Here is a 15489-nt window from a genome sequence, read left to right as displayed (position 1 = left end):
CTCTCTCTCTCTCTCTCTCTCTCTCTCTCTCTCTCTCTCGAGAACTAAAAGATTTTTAAGAGCATCGTAATTTTCGCCAATTATTAAGGTATTTTCTTCAGATTGGTTTTTGTCTAAAACAAATGATAAATCTTCATTTTTTTGTAAAATTGCAACTCGATCCGAATCAGATTCGGGAGCTACATCAAAACGAAAGCCAGTTTTGATTCGTTGAGAAATAAACTGAAAAACGTATTCAAGTTTGCTTGGTTCAAATTTTTCTAAAATTTGAATTGCTAAATTTTTTTGGTCTGGATTTAGTTCCTTTGAGGAAATTTCCTCAATTTGTTGTTTATATTTTTCTAGGAGATTATTTTGATTCATATTTTAGGCCTTTTTAGTTGTATTTTGTAATATTTTACCATTTTCCGTCTATTAAGACAATGGAAACAGAATAAAACTGAAAAAAATAGGACAAACTTTGTTTTTTGCTGTGTTAAAAATGATCATATGACAACAATTTGTTTTTCTTTTTGGACATTTCATCGTTAATAATGGTTATATGATCAAAAATTTTGTTAATTTTTCCACCAATCACCCTAAATTTTTACTTATCTAATCAAATTTAATGAAAAACTTTTTTTCACAAGCAAATTTTATTCATTTTTTACTTGCGGTTTTAGTGCTAAAAGATGATTTAAAAGTTCAATATACCTGGTATTTTTAGTGTCTATATGACTGAAGTCAACTTTAATATCAAAATCTTTAAAAAGTTTTAAAAGTGATTTAACCAAATCATTAAGCCCACTTTCTGAATCAAAAATTTGAGTATTATAATAAGAAATGTCAAAAACTTTCAGGTTTTGCAAATAAGGTTTATTTTTTTTGGTTCAGTTAAATTCTTGATTTTCGGTTCCTTTTCCGTTTGAAACTCGGAAAAGTCGCTCATATGTTATGCTAGTTGCGATATTATTTTGATTGTTTGTAACTAAAGTAAAAATTCTGTTTCCGCCATCTTGACGGTTTAAATCTCAAATTGCATGACCGGTCGTTCCACTTCCGGCAAAAAAATCAAGAATTTTTGCGTTTTTATTCGGGTGAATATTAATTAAATACTTAATTAATTCAATTGGTTTGGGATGATCAAAGACCTTTGTTGGGAAAATATTTTTCTGTTCTTGGGCGCCTTCAGTTCCTTGGGCTAATAATATTAAATTAGAAAATTTTGAAACTCTTTCAATTTTCTGGTTATTATTGTCAACAAATTGATACTGTTTTGAATAAACCCTATCATTTTTGAAAACAATAAAGCCATTTTTGATTCCTCAGTCTACTTTTTGTCTAGCTCAACGCCATGTCCAATCTTTAGTAGCATGGTTTCCCTGATGTCTGGCCTGTCACTTTTCTTGACTCCCACCAGCATAATAAATTTTGCCATTATATTCAATCGGATAATCAAGTCCTTCAGATCACGTTAATGAAGAAAAATCAAGTTGGATCAACTTATATTTTCCTCTTTCTTGAATATATTCATCAGAAAATTTATATGAACCGTCATTAATATTTTGGACATAAATATTTGTTGTTAAATGTTGAATGTTTTTTGAATAAGCTAGTACATGTTCTGTTAGAACTTTTACAAATTTGGAATCTGCCGCTAATCCTTCATGTTTTTTTTGTCAAATAAAATTAGCAACAAAATTTTCCTCGCCAAAAATTTCATCCATTAAAACTTTTAAGTAGGCGTGTTGGTTATCATCAATTGAGATAAAAATTATTCCATCTTCTTTTAAGAGTTTTTTGGCTAAATTTAATCGCTCATTTAATAAATTTAGTCAACCATTTCGTGAATATTTATCTCGATAAATAAATTTTGAAGGTAAAATATTTTCTTTATCATTTGCAACCTGATTACCTTCATTAAAACTAGCCTGGGTATTATAGGGTGGATCAATATAAATTACATCATACCCGGCCGCGGTCTCTCTCTCTCTCTCTCTCTCTCTCGAGAACTACAAGATTTTTAAGAGCATCGTAATTTTCACCAATTATTAAAGTGTTTTCTTCGGACTGGTTTTTGTCTAAAACAAAAGATAAATCTTCCTTTTTTTGTAAAATTGCAACTAAATCGGAATCAGATTCAGGAGCTGCATCAAAACGAAAGCCAGTTTTGATTCGTTGAGAAATAAACTGAAAAACATATTCAAGTTTACTTGGTTCAAATTTTTCTAAAATTTGAATTGCTAAATTTTTTTGGTCTGGATTTAATTCTTTTGAGGAAATTTCCTCAATTTGTTGTTTATATTTTTCTAGGAGATTATTTTGATTCATATTTTAGGCCTTTTTAGTTGTATTTTGTAATATTTTACCATTTTCCGTCTATTAAGGCAATGGAAACAGAATAAAACTGAAAAAATAGGGTAAATTTTGGTTTTTTGCTGTGTTAAAAACGATCATATGAAAGCACTTTGCTTTTCTTTTTGGGTATTTCATCGTTAATAATGGTGATATGATCAAAAATTTTGCTTAATTTTTTAAAAAAATATTCAAAAAATAAATGAAAATCTAGATTTTTTTACACTAATTACCTTAATTTTTTACTTATCTAATCAAATTTTATGAAAAACATTTTTATACAAGCAAATTTTACTCATTTTTTACTTGTGGTTTTAATGCTAGAAGATGATTTAAAAGTTCTACATACCTGGTATTTTTAATATCTTTATGATTTGAGCCAACTTTAATATCAAAATCTTTAAAAAGTTTTGAAAGCAAACCAACTAAATCATTAAGTCCGATTTTTGAAACAAGTTTACTTTCTGAATCAAGTTCACTTTTTGAATAAAAAATTTGAGTATTATAATAACAAATGCGAAAAACTTTCAGGTTTTGCAAGTAAGGTTTGTTGTCCTTAGCTCAGTTAAATTCTTCATTTTTGGTTCCTTTTCCATTTGAAATTCGGAAAAGTCGTTCATAGGTTATGTTAGTTGCGATATCATTTTGATCGTTTGTGACTAAAGTAAAAGTTCGTTTTCCACCATCTTGGCGGTTTAATTCTCAGACTGCATGACCGGTTGTTCCACTGCCGGCAAAAAAATCAAGAACTCTTGCATTTTTATTGGGATGGAGATTAATTACATACTGAATTAATTCAATAGGTTTTGGGTGGTCAAATACTTTTGTATTAAAAATATCTTTTTGTTCCTCGGTACCATTAGACCCGTGTGTTGATGAAATTAAATTAGAAAATTTTGATTCCCGTTCTAATTTTTGATTATTATTATCGACAAATTGATACTGTTTTGAGTAAACTTTTCCATTTTTAAAAACGATAAACTTATTTTCTATTCCTCAATTTAATTTTTCCCTACTTCATCTTCATGTTCAATCAGTAAATGCTCGTTTGCCTTGCTGTCTTAATTTTCATTTTTCCTGGCTTCCGCCTGGATAGTAAATTGTGCCATTATAATTAATTGGGTAATCCATATTTTCGGATCATTTTAGACTAGCTCCATCAAGTTGTTTTAATTTATATTTACCCCTTTCTTCAATAAATTCATCCGAATATTTGTACCCGCCATCATCAACATTTTGAGTATAAATATTTGTGTTAAGTTTTTGAATATTTGCAGAATAGACTAATATATATTCAGTTAAAATTTTTAAGAATCTAGAATTGGCGCCTGATCCTTCATTTTTCTTTTGCCAAACCAAATTAGCAACAAAATTTTCCTCACCAAAAATTTCGTCCATTAAAATTTTTAGGTAAGCTTGCTGATTATCATCAATTGAGACAAAAATTAGCCCATCTTCTTTTAAGAGTTTTTTGGCTAAATTTAATCGCTCATTTAATAAATTTAGTCAACCATTTCGTGAATATTTATCTCGATAAATAAATTTTGAAGGTAAAATATTTTCTTTATCGTTTGCGATTTGGTTACCTTCATTAAAACTAGCTTGGGTATTATAGGGCGGATCAATATAAATTACATCATACCCGGCCGCGGTCTCTCTCTCTCTCTCTCTCTCTCTCTCTCTCGAGAACTACAAGATTTTTAAGAGCATCGTAATTTTCACCAATTATTAAAGTGTTTTCTTCGGACTGGTTTTTGTCTAAAACAAAAGATTTTTCTTCGTCTTTTTGTAAAATTGCAACTTGATCGGAATCAGATTCAGGAGCTGCATCGAAACGAAAGCCAGTTTTGATTCGTTGAGAAATAAACTGAAAAATGTATTCCAGTTTACTTGGTTCAAATTTTTCCAAAATTTGAAATGCTAAATTTTTTTGGTCTGGATTTAGTTCTTTTGAGGAGATTTCCTCAATTTGCTTTTTATATTTTTCTAAAAGAGTTTTTTGATTCATATTTTAGGCCTTTTTAATTTTGTTTTTCAATATTTTACCATTGTCCGGCTATTAAGCCGATGGAAACAGTATAAAACTAAAAAAAATGGGAAAATTTTGGTTAAATTTGTGAATTAATTTAAAAAATTCAGACACTTTTTTGATTTGCCTCAGAAAAATTTAGTCTTATGTTAAAATATGGGTTTTTGCGATATTTATCCCCACACTCAAAAAAATAAAATACCAAATATTTTGAAAAATATTTGGTAGTAAATTATCTATTTTTTAAAAGTGATCGTTAAAAATGATCGAATTTTAGCAATTTTGTGACAGGTTTTCTATAATTAATCCATGAAATCAATAAGTAAATAAACGAAATTATAAAAAACATTGCTATTCATATTATGAAAATTAACATTACTATTTGTAAAATCGAAGGATATATGGCATCTTCACCGAGTATTCGAATGTAAATTTTTGGAATTAACGGGAGAGACACTGATAAGTTAATGACTAAAATTAGAAATGAAATTATAATTATATTTAATCAATGATAAAGAAAAATCTGCCATGTCTTAGCGCGAAGCGCCTTTAGGATTCCAATTAATTTTACTTTTGAATCAGTTAGGTTTTTTGTATAAAAAATCGTTTGTATTAATAGAATTGCTATAAAAACAATTAAATTTATAAAATTTTGTAAATCATAAGTGATTTTTGTTATACCTTTTAATGAAGAGTCAATTGCATACTCTTTATTATTCTCAGTAAAATTATCAATATTATTTTCCAAATTATCATTTTCAAAATATAACCTTAAAATAATTGGTTCTATTTTTTGGGTTTGACTGGCTTGTGAATTGGCTGGATTTTTGTTTTTGCTTCTCTGTAATTCGATATCTTCACCGAATTTATAATGCAAAAAAGTTAAGTTTAATTTTTTTGCATTAACTAAATTATTTATTCCAACAACTTTTAATGTTTTTTTTATCTTTAGGGCCGGTTAAAACAGCAATTTCTTGTTCTTTTGGTTCTTTGATATCTAGTTCTGCAGCTACTTCTTTTGAAATTATAACTTCATCTAATTTTTCAATGTTTCTTCCTATTAAATTTTTTTGATCAAAATTGAACCTATTTTTAAAAAATTCACTTTCATCAATGTAATCAATAGGGGCTCCTAACTTTCTTTTGTCATTATATTCAAAACCTAATGATGGGAAAGTAAGGAAAGGAGTAATTTTTTTTATTGTTTTATTTTTTTCTCTGAGATTATTAATTTCATTATCTGTGAAGGTTGCCACATCTCTTTCTGATTTTTTGCTAATTAAAACAGAATCAAGTTGCAATTCATTAACTTTAAGAGAATTAGAAGCAGAAATATTTAAATTTAAAACACCAAATAATAATATTCCAAAAATACTTGTTAGAAAAAGTATTACAAATAAAATGGTTGAAACTCATTTTGATTTATAATCCGCCAGAGTAAGCAAGAAACCTGTTTTTAATTCTTGCTTAATTTTTGCAATTTTTGAATAGGAGGAACTCTTAAAAGAAACTAATTGACTGCTTTTTTCATTATTAATTGCTAAATTTTGCTCGCTTTTATCAATATTTTCTTCGGAAATTTTTCCTCTTTCAATACGAATGATCTTATCAGCATATTTTTTGCAAATTCTAGATTGTGACTGACAACTAATATTGTTTTATTTTTTGCAATATTTTTTAGATTTTCAAATATAGAAATACCGTTTTCAAAATCCAAATTTCCAGTTGGCTCGTCAAGCAAAATAAAATCACTATCTCTTGAAAGCGAACGGAGAATTGCTATTCTTTGTTTTTCACCACCAGATAAACTATTTACATTTTGCTTTAATTGCCGAGTTTCAATTGACACGTATTTAGATTGTTGTACCAATTCTTTTGGATCTAAAACTCTATTTATTACATTATTTGCAATTAAAATATTATTTTCTGATGAAATATTAGTTATTAAATTAAAGTCCTGAAAAACAACATCAACTAATGGTTTTTTAATTTCAGAACCATTTTCATCCAAAAAATAAATTTTTCCACTATCTTTTTTAGTAAAACCAGCAATTAAATTAATAAGAGTTGTTTTGCCAATCGCTAATTTACCAATTATAAATGTTATTTTTCTTGAAGGAATTTCCAGATTTAAATTATTAAAAATAAATTTATTATTAATTTTTTTAGTTAAATTTTCTATTTTTATCATTAAAATTTGCCTTCGTTTTGCCTATATTATAGGTATGTTGTGGGTTTATAATTTGTAGTTCTGTCATGAATTAGCGGATTATTTGCTTTGATTAAGCTATATTCATAGTAATCTATCATAAATCCGGTTGCATATTGGCCAAATTCTGATATTTTGTAATTCCATCCAGCGGCTTGATAATTCACTACTAGTCTATTAGCATTGCTTTTTTGCGTTTATCATTATACTATTTTTTACAAAATATTTTTGTATTTTAACTTGATTTTTTAATTAAAATTTATAATTTGTTAAACAAATTATTATTTAATGAGTGCTTAATTTTGTTTTTAAATGCGATTCTCCATTCCTTCAATTTGACACTGTATTCTTGATTTTTTTGAAATTAATATACTAATTTATTGAATTTTTGAACTGATTTATTTATATTTATAGATTTTTTGCCATTAGTTGCTTTTTTGTGGTAATATCATTTTAGATATTAACAAAAAATTTAAGAGGATTGCTATGAAAAAAATTGCTAATTTCTTGATAATTGAACAAAAAAATGAAATTTTTACTATCTATTTAACGGCCGAATTACAAGATGATCTTGGAACAATCGGATTTTTAAAATTTACGAATAAAAAACAACTAGAAAAAGATGATGTTGTTGCTAAAATTGAAGCGTCAAAAACTGTTTTTTCAATAAAAACACCCTTAAAATGTAGAATTATTGAACTAAATCAATTAGCTGAAAAGGATCCAAAAATTTTGAATTCGCATGAGTCAGACAAAAATTGACTTTTTAAAGCAAAAGATATAGACCAAAGTGAATTTGATGAACTTGAGGACTTTTAGTATACTAGATCAAGCGATAAAAATCAAGAAAATCCTTGATTCAGCTGATGCAATTGTTGTTGGAGTTGGTTCAGGACTAACAAGTGCGGATGGAAATAATTATTATGGATCAAAATTCAGTGATAATTTTAAAGATTTTATCGAAAAATATCATTTTTTAGATATGCTTCAAGCTTCGCTTTATGATTTTGGATCATGAGAAACATACTGAGCTTTTCATAGTAGATTTGCGAAAGTTAATTTTTTAGATCTTAAAGAATCAGAAAGTTTTTTGAATTTGAAAAAAATTTTAGAAAATAAAAATTTTTTTATAATAACCACAAATTCTGATAGTTTTTTTGAAAAATCAGGATTTGACAATCAAAAAATTTTTTACATCCAGGGTAAATATAATTTAATGCAGTGCTCAAAAATGTGTAAAAATTTTTTATACCAAGATGATGAACTAATTCTAAAAATGGTAGAAAATCAAAAAAATATGAAGGTTGATTATAATTTATTGCCAAAATGCCCAGAATGTAATGCCTTTTTAGAAATAAACAAAAGAATTTCGTTTAAAGGAATGGTTGAAGATCAAAACTTCCACAACCAAAAAGCAAATTACAATAATTTTATTGAACAAAATAAAGATAAAAAATTAGTTTTTCTTGAAATAGGGGTTGGATTTACAACCCCGCAATTAATTAAATTGCCGTTTCAAGAGATGACAAAAAAATTCAAAAATGCAAAATATCTAGTTATAAATCAGAAAAAATACCGTACTAACAAGGATATTCTTGAAAAATCCTATTTTTTTCATGAGGATATTAAATTACTGCTACAAAAAATAACAGAACAGGAATAAAAATGTACTTAATCGAACCAAAACGCAATGGAAAATGAGTTTTTGACGGTGCAATTTTGCTCGCAATTCAATATTGAGCAATCAAAAACTTAAAACTAGATGAAACAATTGTTTTTCCTTATATTTGTGATCCGCACGTACAAATTGGTTATTTTCAAAATCCAAGTGTTGAAGTTAACCTTGAACTTTTAAAACAAAAAAATATTGAAGTTGTTAGACGCGACACTGGTGGTGGTGCAATTTATTTAGATAGAAATGGAGTAAATTTTTGTTTTTCATTCCCATATGAAAAAAATAAAAATTTACTCGGAAATTATGCACAATTTTACGATCCTGTTATTAAAGTTTTGCAAAACTTAGGGATAAAAAATGTGCAATTTAGTGGAAAAAATGACCTTCAAATTGAAGGAAAAAAAGTTTCTGGTGCGGCAATGTCGCTTGTAAATGATAGAATTTATGCAGGTTTTTCACTTTTATATGATGTAGATTTTGATTTTATTGGCAAAATTCTAACTCCAAACCAGAAAAAAATTGAAGCAAAAGGGATAAAATCTGTTTCTCAACGAGTAACTAATTTAAAAAATAAGCTTTCAGAAGAATACCAAAATTTTTCAATTTTTGAAATGAAAGACTTATTTTTGGCTGAATTTTTGAAAGTAAATTCAGAAGAAAAGTTCAAAAAATACGAACTTACTGATAGTGATTGAGTTCAAATTGACAAAATGGTTGCTGAAAAATACAAAAATTGGGATTTTGTTTGAGGGCTTAGTCCGAATTATTCGTTCAACAGATCAATTAGAACAAAAGTTGGAACAATAACATTTTCTTTAGAAATTGATGAAGGAAAAATTAGCAAAATTAAAATTTCAGGCGATTTTTTCCCGAAAAAATCGCTTTTAGAGTTAGAAAATTTCTTAATTGGGACAAAATTAACTCAAGATCAACTATTAAATCGGCTAAAAGATGCAAAATTGGATGATTATTTTAGCCAAAAAATTGATGAAGAAGAAATTTGTAACTTACTTTTAAGCTAAACATGAAAAACAAACTTTTTAAACCGTATCAAATTGGTAATTTCACATTAAAAAACCGATTTGTTTTTAGCCCAATTAATCTTAATCTTTCTGAAATGGGCCAAGTTTGCCAAGCAGATTTAGATTTTTTTAGCGCTAGAGCCCATAGTGCGCCAATGATAATTACAGGTGGAGTTTACGTTTGTAAATCAGGTAGTCTGTTCAAATATGGTCATAGTATCGAAAGTGACAGCGATATTGAAGGTCTAGCAAAACTTGCAAAAGCAATAAAATCAAAGGGAAGTATCGCAATTTTGCAATTAATTCATGCTGGTTCTCACTCTGTTTCAAAAATTGAAAAAGATGGTTTTTGCTATGGACCTAGTGCTGAAAAGCGAAATTATCCCGTAAAATACAAGGTTTTTCGTCTTACACAAAAGCAAATTCAAAAAATTGTTAGCCAATATGCAGATGCTTGTCTAAGGGCAATTAAAGCTGGTTTTGATGGGGTTGAAATTTCTTCAGCGCAAAAATTATTACCGCAAGAATTTTTCTCACATTATACTAACAAGCGAAATGATAAATATGGCTGCCAAAATATTGAAAATAGATCTCGGTTTTTAGTAGAAATATTAGAAAAAGTACAAAAAACTATTTTAAAATCAAAGAATCCTAATTTTTTGCTAGGTTACCGGGCAACACCTGAGGAACGAAGAGGTGATAATTTAGGTTACACAGTCGAAAATTTCCTAGATTTCTTAGATTTAATTGAAAAAAGAGGAATAAAAATTTCTTACCTTGCAATTGCCGGTTGGGGTTTTGACGTTTTTCGTGACAAAGTTCGGTCAAAATCAAATAATTTTAACCGCTTAATTTCCGATGTAGTTTATGAAAAATTGCAAGGAAAAATCCCAGTTATTGCTAGTGGTTCAATAAATTCCTTAGAAAAATCAGTCGAAGCTATTCAATTTTCTGATTTTGTCGGAATTTCTTCAGCATTTGTGCCTGATCCTGATTTTGTTGAAAAAATTGAGAAAAATCAGCCAATAAAATTAAGTCTCGAACCGGAAGAATTTGAAAAATTAAAAATAAGTAAAAATGCCTTTAAAGAAATTGGCCATTATTTTGAATATGGCAAATCTTTACCTGAAAATGCTCGAAAAACTATTTTAAATAATTCAAAAAAAACAGAATAATTTTTTTTCGACTTTCCCAGTTTGATGAGGTAATCTTAAAAAAGTGTCCGTTTTTTGGGCACTTTTTTAACTTTTTTGACAAAAGTTAATTACAATTTTAAAACACTGGCAAAAATCAATTTATGAATAAAACAACAAAAATCACAAAAAAATACAACTACTATTTAAACTCAATGTAAATAGAAAACTCGTTTTTACTTACATTGAGCCTAAAAAAATATATGAAGTTTTGAAAGAACAATAATTAAAAGCCATAAATTTATAGATTTCTAAACGGTTAAATTTAAGGCATTCCATCATATTTAAAAACATAATGGAAAATTCGCATTTTTTGATTTTATTATGACAAAAACATAACTAATTCCCCCTTAATTCTAATATCCAAATTTATTAATTTATTCTTAGTGAGGTTTATTATAACATAATTTTATTTTAGACCAAGCATTTTTTTTTTTTTTTTTGCAACAGGTTAATTTTAAAATAATAAAAATTAAGATTTTAGGTCAAAAAAACACGGATTTATAGGTATTTTTTCATATTTTTATTCACTAAAAAGTGAATTTTTGCCATCAAACTGCCAAAATCGGAAAATCAGAATAATTTTTTTTCTTTGAAAAATTAACAAATAAATATATAATTATACATTTATTAATTATATATTTATTTGTGTGAAGTAATATGATTGTTGATTTAAAACTAATTTTTGAAAAACAAAAAATTCTAGATAAACTTTTTGCTGAATATAGTTATGGTAATGATTTAATTACAAAGGTTGATCACCAATGACAAGATAAGGTAATAATTGCTGCGATAGTTGAAATTGCTGAATTTGCAAATGAAATTGAAAGCTTTAAATATTGAAAAATTAACAAAAAGTCTAATTTTGATAAAACTATCGAAGAATTTGTTGATGCAATTCATTTTCTTGTTTCAGCCGGAATTCATTTTCAAAGCCAACAAGTTTTTGAAACAAAATTTGTCAAAAACAAAGATATTAACGAGCAATTTAAAAAAGTCTTTATTTTAGCCTCTGATTTTTTGCATAAAAAGGAAAAAGAAACTCTTGTTAATTTGTTTGAATATTTCCTTGGCTTTATTGAAATTTTGAACTGAAGTATTGATCAAGTGACTCAAGCTTATTTGGAAAAATACAATAAAAATCTTGAAAGAATTAAAAATCAATATTAAATTTAATTTTTCAAAATAATTTTATTTTGAAAAATTAAACGGCACAAGACTCGCAAAATTCATAATTTTCTGAATCTTCAAGGACATCTTGGCGAATTCTTACATAATAAATTGACTTGCAACCTTTTTTAAAGGCATGAATATATGCTTTATTTAAATCGCGAGTTGTTGCCTTGTCAGTTAAAAATAATGTCATTGAAATTGACTGATCCACATGTTTTTGAGCTTCGGCAACGATGTTAATAATTGGAATTGGTCCAAGTTCGTATGCACCTTTTTGATAAAAATCGTATGTTTTTGGACCTAATTGATATGAAGGAACATAAATTCGCCCTAATTTTCCTTCTTTTCTAACTTCAACAGGAGCAACAACCGGCTGCAATGAAGGGGTACAAGAACTAAGATAAGAAATTGACCCAGTTGGAGCTACAGCCATTAAATGTGAATTTGCAATTCCGTGAATTTTAATTTGCTCAGCAAGTTCAATCCAGTCTTGTTGAGTCGGGATGTCAACTTGATAGTCTTCAAAAAGTTGCTGAATTTTAGCTGTTTTTGGTACAAAAGTTGAGTCATCAACTTTTGTGTATTTTTCAAAATATTTGCCGCTGGCAAATGTGGTTTTTTCAAAACCAGCAAAAGAACCAAATTTTTTTGCCAATTCTAAAGAAGACTTAAAAGCAGCAAAAGCTAGACAATAAAAGAAAATATTTGTAAAATCAAGGGCTTCTTCTGAGTCATACATTATTTGGTTTTTGGCCAAAAAACCGTGTAAATTCATAGCTCCAAGTCCGATTGCATGGTTTAAATTATTCCCTTTTTGAATTGAAGGGGCAACTGAAAGATCGGAATTTCTTGAAACACTATCAAGACCAATGACTGAATAGTGAACCATTTTTTGAAAATCTTTACCTGATTCCATGGCTTTATCAATGTTTAATGAACCTAAATTACAGCAGATATCTTGACCGATTTCTTTAAATGTTAAATCAGAAAAATAAGAACTTGGAGTTGAAGGTTGAGTAATTTCTGAACATAAATTTGACATTACAACACGATTTGGATGAGCATTTGCATCATTAACAGTGTCTTCAAATAAAATATAAGGATAACCGCTTTCAAATTGTAATTCAGCAATTGTTTGAAATAGTTTTCTTGCTGAAATAAAAGTTTTTTTAATTTGGGGATTATCTAACATTTTGTAATATTCTTGAGTAATTGAAATGTCACTAAAAGGTTTTTTGTAAAACTTTTCGGTATCATAAACAGAAAAAAGTGCCATTTGCTCGTTGTTTTTGGCCAAAGTTAGTGTTATATTTGGGATTATAACGCCTAAAGAGAGCGATTTTATTCTTATTTTTTCATCAGCATTTTCCCTTTTTGTATCAAGGAAAGACAGGATATCCGGATGATGAACATTTAAATAAACAGCACCGGCTCCTTGACGTTGCCCAAGTTGGTTTGCATACGAAAATGAGTCTTCAAGTATTTTCATGACAGGAATTACACCTGTTGCTTGATTTTCAATGTTTTTAATTGGTGCCCCTAATTCACGTAAATTTGTCAGCAAAACACTAACTCCGCCACCACGCTTTGAAAGTTGCAAAGAAGTTGTAATTGCACGCGAAATTGATTCCATATTGTCTTCAACTCTAATTAAATAGCAAGAAACAAACTCTCCTCTTCTTAGTTTTCCTGCATTTAAAAAAGTTGGGGTGGCTGGTTGAAATCTGCCTAACATTATTTGCTCAAGAATTTGTTTGGCATCTTCAAAATTTCCATTAGCCAAAAATAAACTATTTAACAAAGCCCGATCAGGAAAATGTTCTAAATATGTCAAATTATCATCAGATTTTAGGGCATATGAAGAATAAAATTTAAAAGCACCCATAAATGAAGGGAAAAAATGATTATAACTTCAAGCTTTTTGATTTAATTCTTCAAGTTGTTCAAATGAATATTGATTTATGACTGCAGGGTCATAATAATTTTGACTAAGCAAAAATTTAATTCGGTCTTTAAACGAATTAAATACTTTAAATCTAGGCTCAATATGTTCACTAATATATTTTTGCGCAGCTAAAATATCAAATTTATATGAATCTGGATTTTTTGAAAATAATTTGGCCTTTGCATTTAGACTAATATAACTTTCAGAACTACTAGAACTAAAAGCGTGATTTTTATCGTGTGTTTTCATTATTTTTCCCAAAAATTATTTAATATTGTCTTAACATTAATAACATCTTCAGAAGTCCCTAAGAGCTCAAAGTGATATAAAAAAGGGACATTCAATTTTTTTGATAAAACCGGACCAGCAAGAGCGTATGTATCGCCAAAATTAGTGTTTCCAGAGGCAATAACTCCTTTACAAAATTTACGGTTTTGCTCATTATTTAAAAATTTTATTACCGGTTTTGGTACTGAACCACTTGTTTCACCTTTTCCGCCGCTGTAAGTAGGACAAAAAAGTACATAATCTTGATTAACTTCGATTTGAGAATCCATATCAATTGGGATTCTTTGATTTTTCAGTCCAAGTTTTTCAATAAAACGGTGAGTATTATTAGAAATTGAAGAGAAATAAACAAGAAAAATTTCGCCTTTAGGTTTAGGATAATCGCTTAATTCATAGGGTTTTTTGTTGTTTTCCATTTTAGAACTCCCAATCTTCATCTTCTGTTTCTTCGGCAAGTGCCATTACATAAGAAGAACCATTTCCTGAGAAAAAATCATGATTCTCGTCTGCGCGGGCTGATAATTGGCTAAAAACTTCAGGTTCAATTTCAGTTTCTTCTTTTGTAAAAGGTGAGTCATATCCTAAGTTTTGTAAAAATTTGCCTGCATTATAAAGACTAAATTTTATTGCAGATTCAGCAAGTCCAACTTCAGAATATAAGTCATATAAATAATCTTTTTCTAAGTCAATTAATTTATAAAGTAAATCAAAAACAAAGTCTTTCATTTCTTTTTGTTTTTCAGGGCTTAGTTTTTCAACCTTTCTTTGATATTTATAGCCTGAATAATAATTGTGTATTACTTTGTCGCGTAAAATTAAACGAATAATATCAGAAGTATTTGGCAATTTTGAACGCGAAGAAAGGTAAAAAGGGAGATAAAAACCGCCATAAAGTAGAAAACCAGGCATTAGTGCGGCAGCAACTTTTGATTTTAAAGGATCTTTTCCAACATAAAAAGGTATTAAAATTCTTGCCCTTTTTTGTAATTTTTCGTTATTTATTACTCAATTGTGTGCCTCTTCGATTTCTTCACTTGAACAAAAAGTTGAAAAAATCGAACCATAAGAACGAGCATGAACTCCTACCATGAAAGCAAAATTAGCATATATAACTTGCTCGTGATCGGTCAAAGAATGACCAATTTGGGCTACATCTCCAATTGTTGCTTGAATTGTATCAAGCAAAGTTAGACCAGTAAAAGTTCGGGTTACAAGTTGTTGTCATTCTGGCGATAAAGTTCTTCATGATTCTAAATCGTTTGAAAGCGGAATTTTTTCTGGAATTCAGAAATTTTGAACTACACGTGTTCAAACTTCTAAATCTTTAGGATCATTGATGACATTTCAGTTTACTGCCCGCATTTTGCCCGAAAAATTGTTATAGGCATACTCAAGAGGCGAAACTGAAAGGTTATAGTAATCATTTTTTTGTTTAATTTTTAAGTTTAAGTTGTTGTTTTCTTGACTCATTTTTTCACCTCTAAATAGCTCTTTAAGTAATTAAAATTAAATGGACTATAATTTTACCAAAAATAAAAAGGCTTTTAAAAAATTTTATTTTTAAATTTATTTTTTTACTTTTTTTATGCGCAAAAAATAAAAAAACCCTATGAATTTATAG

General features: G+C 28.2%; 13 protein-coding genes and 1 pseudogene. 5 read left to right on the top strand and 9 right to left on the bottom strand.

Annotated features, from left to right (window positions below; all coding sequences use genetic code 4):
* From MOSC01_RS0102960 to MOSC01_RS05005, 6 genes and pseudogenes are all read right to left on the bottom strand, one after another.
* On the bottom strand, positions 1–363 hold a 363-nt coding region (locus MOSC01_RS0102960; protein ID WP_010321311.1), incomplete at its 3' end, for a hypothetical protein.
* A 272-nt stretch (positions 364–635) separates the two neighbouring features.
* Positions 636–1934, bottom strand: a complete 1299-nt coding sequence (locus MOSC01_RS04585) for a site-specific DNA-methyltransferase (RefSeq protein WP_141557553.1) — start codon at positions 1932–1934, stop codon at positions 636–638.
* On the bottom strand, positions 1918–2310 hold the full coding sequence (locus MOSC01_RS04675; protein ID WP_010321309.1) for a hypothetical protein: 393 nt from the start codon (positions 2308–2310) through the stop codon (positions 1918–1920). The genes MOSC01_RS04585 and MOSC01_RS04675 overlap by 17 nt, the downstream gene beginning before the upstream one ends.
* A 315-nt stretch (positions 2311–2625) precedes the next feature.
* Positions 2626–3960, bottom strand: coding sequence for a site-specific DNA-methyltransferase (locus MOSC01_RS04580; protein ID WP_202795921.1), 1335 nt, complete (start codon positions 3958–3960; stop codon positions 2626–2628).
* The gene (locus tag MOSC01_RS04760) at positions 3944–4342 is read right to left on the bottom strand and encodes a hypothetical protein (RefSeq protein WP_010321307.1); all 399 of its coding nucleotides are present in this window, start codon (positions 4340–4342) and stop codon (positions 3944–3946) included. Before MOSC01_RS04760 ends, MOSC01_RS04580 begins: the two co-directional genes overlap by 17 nt.
* A gap of 277 nt (positions 4343–4619) precedes the next feature.
* A pseudogene (locus MOSC01_RS05005) lies at positions 4620–6554 on the bottom strand (ATP-binding cassette domain-containing protein).
* A gap of 504 nt (positions 6555–7058) precedes the next feature.
* Here MOSC01_RS05005 and MOSC01_RS0102930 point away from each other — a divergent pair.
* The 5 genes from MOSC01_RS0102930 (at position 7059) to MOSC01_RS0102905 (ending at position 11632) form a co-directional block, all read left to right on the top strand.
* The gene (locus MOSC01_RS0102930) at positions 7059–7391 is read left to right on the top strand and encodes a glycine cleavage system protein H (RefSeq protein ID WP_010321305.1); all 333 of its coding nucleotides are present in this window, start codon (positions 7059–7061) and stop codon (positions 7389–7391) included.
* On the top strand, positions 7372–8235 hold the full coding sequence (locus tag MOSC01_RS0102925) for a deacetylase SIR2 (protein ID WP_010321304.1): 864 nt from the start codon (positions 7372–7374) through the stop codon (positions 8233–8235). The genes MOSC01_RS0102930 and MOSC01_RS0102925 overlap by 20 nt, the downstream gene beginning before the upstream one ends.
* A 2-nt stretch (positions 8236–8237) precedes the next feature.
* Positions 8238–9269: a lipoate--protein ligase gene (locus MOSC01_RS0102920; RefSeq protein WP_010321303.1), complete on the top strand. Its 1032-nt coding sequence runs from the start codon at positions 8238–8240 to the stop codon at positions 9267–9269.
* A gap of 2 nt (positions 9270–9271) precedes the next feature.
* Complete coding sequence (locus MOSC01_RS0102915) at positions 9272–10444, top strand: NADH-dependent flavin oxidoreductase (RefSeq protein ID WP_010321302.1); 1173 nt, start codon at positions 9272–9274, stop codon at positions 10442–10444.
* Positions 10445–11122: 678 nt separating this feature from the next.
* Positions 11123–11632: a dUTP diphosphatase gene (locus MOSC01_RS0102905; RefSeq protein WP_010321301.1), complete on the top strand. Its 510-nt coding sequence runs from the start codon at positions 11123–11125 to the stop codon at positions 11630–11632.
* Between the two features lie 34 nt (positions 11633–11666).
* On the opposite strand, the gene nrdE is transcribed toward MOSC01_RS0102905, so the two are convergent.
* From nrdE to nrdF, 3 genes are read right to left on the bottom strand one after another with little or no spacing between them, the layout of a single operon-like run.
* Positions 11667–13829 carry a class 1b ribonucleoside-diphosphate reductase subunit alpha gene (gene nrdE / locus MOSC01_RS0102900; protein WP_010321300.1) on the bottom strand — a complete coding sequence of 721 codons (2163 nt, stop codon included), beginning with the start codon at positions 13827–13829 and terminating at the stop codon, positions 11667–11669.
* Positions 13829–14284, bottom strand: coding sequence for a class Ib ribonucleoside-diphosphate reductase assembly flavoprotein NrdI (nrdI, locus tag MOSC01_RS0102895; protein ID WP_010321299.1), 456 nt, complete (start codon positions 14282–14284; stop codon positions 13829–13831). The genes nrdE and nrdI overlap by 1 nt, the downstream gene beginning before the upstream one ends.
* A 1-nt stretch (position 14285) precedes the next feature.
* Entirely contained in the window at positions 14286–15338 is a 1053-nt protein-coding gene (gene nrdF, locus MOSC01_RS0102890) for a class 1b ribonucleoside-diphosphate reductase subunit beta (protein WP_010321298.1), read from the bottom strand.
* Positions 15339–15489 lie beyond the last annotated feature (151 nt).

Origin of the sequence: Mesomycoplasma ovipneumoniae SC01, from assembly GCF_000218525.1 — a bacterium.
GTDB lineage: Bacteria > Bacillota_I > Bacilli_A > Mycoplasmatales > Metamycoplasmataceae > Mesomycoplasma > Mesomycoplasma ovipneumoniae_A.
Note: the sequence above shows the minus strand (reverse complement) of the source record. Positions and strands in the feature narration are given on the sequence as shown.